Here is a 2605-nt window from a genome sequence, read left to right on the forward strand (position 1 = left end):
CATCGGCAAGAGACAGGCCATGGAAAGCGCAGACAGGCGCACCTGCTTCGATGCCCAAAGCCCGCGCCTCGCCTTCTGTCGCGGCACGTTCGGTCAGATGAAGAATGAGCTTTTCGGGTGCGCGGCCCGCAGCGACGAGATTGTCATGAAAGCGCACGCGCTTGCCGATGGGATAATCTGTCGGGATTGCCGCCACAAAGGCTCCCGCGCCGCGGCGGGTTCTTACAAGCCCTTCGTCGACAAGGGCCGACAGGCTGTGCCTGACTGTATGACGGTTCACGCCGAAGCGTTCGGCAAGCAACGCCTCGGTCGGCAGCTTGTCACCAGGGCGATAGCGCCCTTCGGCCAGATCGCTGCGCAGTGTGTCTGCGATGGCTTTCCAGATCGGGGTTTTACCGGATGCACTGTCACGCAAATTTCACAAATCTCCTGTGGCCCAGAATGGGGATTATGGTAATATATGTCTAGTTGTATAGGAAATGGATGAGTTGTCGACATGAAAGACACTCTTGACGAAAATGCGCCACGCAAATCATGGCTCAGCCTGATGGCAAAGGCCCCCAATGGTCGCGTTGCGGCTTTGTTTGACGCGACAATGCCGCGTCCCGCGTTCACATGGCTGCGTGCGCCCGAAATCGGCAGCACAATGGTCCGCGCCCGTGCCGGTGCCACCGGAGCGCCCTTCAATCTGGGAGAAATGACCGTGACGCGCTGTGCGCTTCGGCTTGCGACTGGCGAGGTGGGACATGCCTACATCCAGGGGCGCAGTAAAGGTGACGCTGGGGCGACAGCCTTGGTGGATGCCCTGATGCAGACAGATGCAGCAGATGCCTTGCGGCAGGGCGTTCTGACAGTACTGGAAAAAGAACGGGCCGCTGCCCGCAGCGTGCGCGCGGCCAAAGCAGCAGCCACGAAGGTTGATTTCTTTACAATGGTCCGGGGGGAAGACTGATGCAGTCCACAATACACGCCGAGGCACTGGCCGGCGGCTTTGCCGAACCGGCGACCCAATCAGCGCGAGCCTTTCGCAGTGTGATGGAAGCGATGGCCCGTCCCGGCGTGGTGCAGGACATTGCAGGGGCCATGCCACCTGCGCCGCTGTCACCGGCAGCGGGAGCCGTCATTCTGACCCTGTGCGATACGGATACGCCGCTCTATCTGGCAGGCGAAGCCGATTGCGAAGCGGTCCGTGCTTGGGTGGCCTTTCACACCGGCGCCCCGTTCAGCGATCCGTCCCATTGCATGTTCGCGATCGGCAAATGGGGTGCGCTGACACCGCGGACAGATTATCCGGTAGGCACCTCTGAATACCCTGACCGCTCTGCCACTTTGATCGTTGAATTGGACCGGTTTGCGGAAACCGGGACGGTCTTGCGGGGCCCGGGCATCAAGGAAACTGCGGCACTTTCATTGCCGGAGACAGCAGCATTTGAAGCAAACCACGCCCTCTTCCCGCTGGGGCTCGATTTCATCTTCACAAGTGATGACCGGCTCGCAGCGTTGCCACGCTCAACCGAAATTTGCACGCCACGCGGCGTGACCGGGGTGCTCTGATGTATGTTGCAGTCAAGGGCGGTGAACAGGCGATTGAAAACGCGCATGCCTGGCTTGCCGAAGAGAGGCGCGGTGACAAAGGCATTGCCGAACTATCCGTGGACCAGATCCGCGAGCAGCTCTCGCTCGCTGTCAACCGTGTCATGGCAGAGGGGTCGCTTTATGATCCCGATCTTGCAGCACTTGCAATCAAGCAAGCGCGCGGGGACCTGATTGAAGCAGTGTTCCTGATCCGCGCCTATCGTACGACTTTGCCGCGCTTTGGTGCGTCCGCGCCGGTCGATACCGGAAAAATGGCCTGTGATCGCAGGATTTCTGCCACATTCAAGGACTTGCCGGGCGGGCAGGTGCTGGGGCCGACATTCGACTACACCCACCGCCTACTGGATTTCAAGCTGGCGGCAGATGGCGAGGTGCCAGACGCCCCCATGCGTAAGGTCGAGCCGGCAGATGTGCCCCATGTCACGGATTTTCTTAACCGCGAGGGGCTGATCGAAGAAGCCCCGCAAGACGACACACCCCCACCGGACCTGACCCGTGAACCGCTCGAGATGCCCGCACAGCGCGCCTTGCGCCTTCAGGCGCTGACCCGCGCGGACGAGGGATTTACTCTGGGTCTCGCCTATTCAACACAGCGCGGCTACGCCCGCAATCATGCTTTTGTCGGTGAGTTGCGCATCGGTGCTGTGCCGGTCGAAATGGATATTCCCGAGCTTGGATTTGCGATTGATATCGGAGAGGTGACACTGACCGAATGCGAGACGGTCAACCAGTTTACAGGCTCGAAAACCGAACCACCCCAGTTCACCCGCGGTTATGGTCTGGTCTTTGGCCAGACCGAGCGCAAGGCGATCTCCATGGCGCTGGTCGACCGTGCTATGAGGTGGGAAGAACTGGGCGAAGACAACGTGGGTGCACCCGCGCAAGACGCGGAATTCGTCCTTTATATCTCGGTCAGCGTGAGCCTGGACGGCCCGCCGGAGATCCATGACCGCCAGCGTGTGGACGCGGCAGGACGGCCCACCTCGGAGCGTGTGCGCGCCGGCATCGC

At 60.8% G+C, this 2605-nt stretch carries 4 protein-coding genes; 3 read left to right on the forward strand and 1 reads right to left on the reverse strand.

The window, feature by feature from the left end; translation table 11 throughout:
• On the reverse strand, nucleotides 1–415 hold a 415-nt coding region (locus R6T97_RS03580; protein ID WP_410347931.1), incomplete at its 3' end, for a GntR family transcriptional regulator.
• Between the two features lie 81 nt (nucleotides 416–496).
• Here R6T97_RS03580 and phnG point away from each other — a divergent pair.
• From phnG to R6T97_RS03595, 3 genes are all read left to right on the forward strand, one after another.
• Nucleotides 497–952 (forward strand): phosphonate C-P lyase system protein PhnG, encoded by a 456-nt coding sequence (phnG, locus tag R6T97_RS03585; protein ID WP_410347932.1) that lies wholly within the window; start codon nucleotides 497–499, stop codon nucleotides 950–952.
• Entirely contained in the window at nucleotides 952–1554 is a 603-nt protein-coding gene (phnH, locus tag R6T97_RS03590; protein ID WP_410347933.1) for a phosphonate C-P lyase system protein PhnH, read from the forward strand. The genes phnG and phnH overlap by 1 nt, the downstream gene beginning before the upstream one ends.
• The coding region (locus tag R6T97_RS03595) for a carbon-phosphorus lyase complex subunit PhnI (RefSeq protein ID WP_410347934.1) at nucleotides 1554–2605 on the forward strand (1052 nt) is incomplete at its 3' end. The genes phnH and R6T97_RS03595, both read left to right, overlap by 1 nt.

This window comes from Yoonia sp., assembly GCF_046498525.1.
Taxonomy (GTDB): Bacteria; Pseudomonadota; Alphaproteobacteria; order Rhodobacterales; family Rhodobacteraceae; genus Yoonia.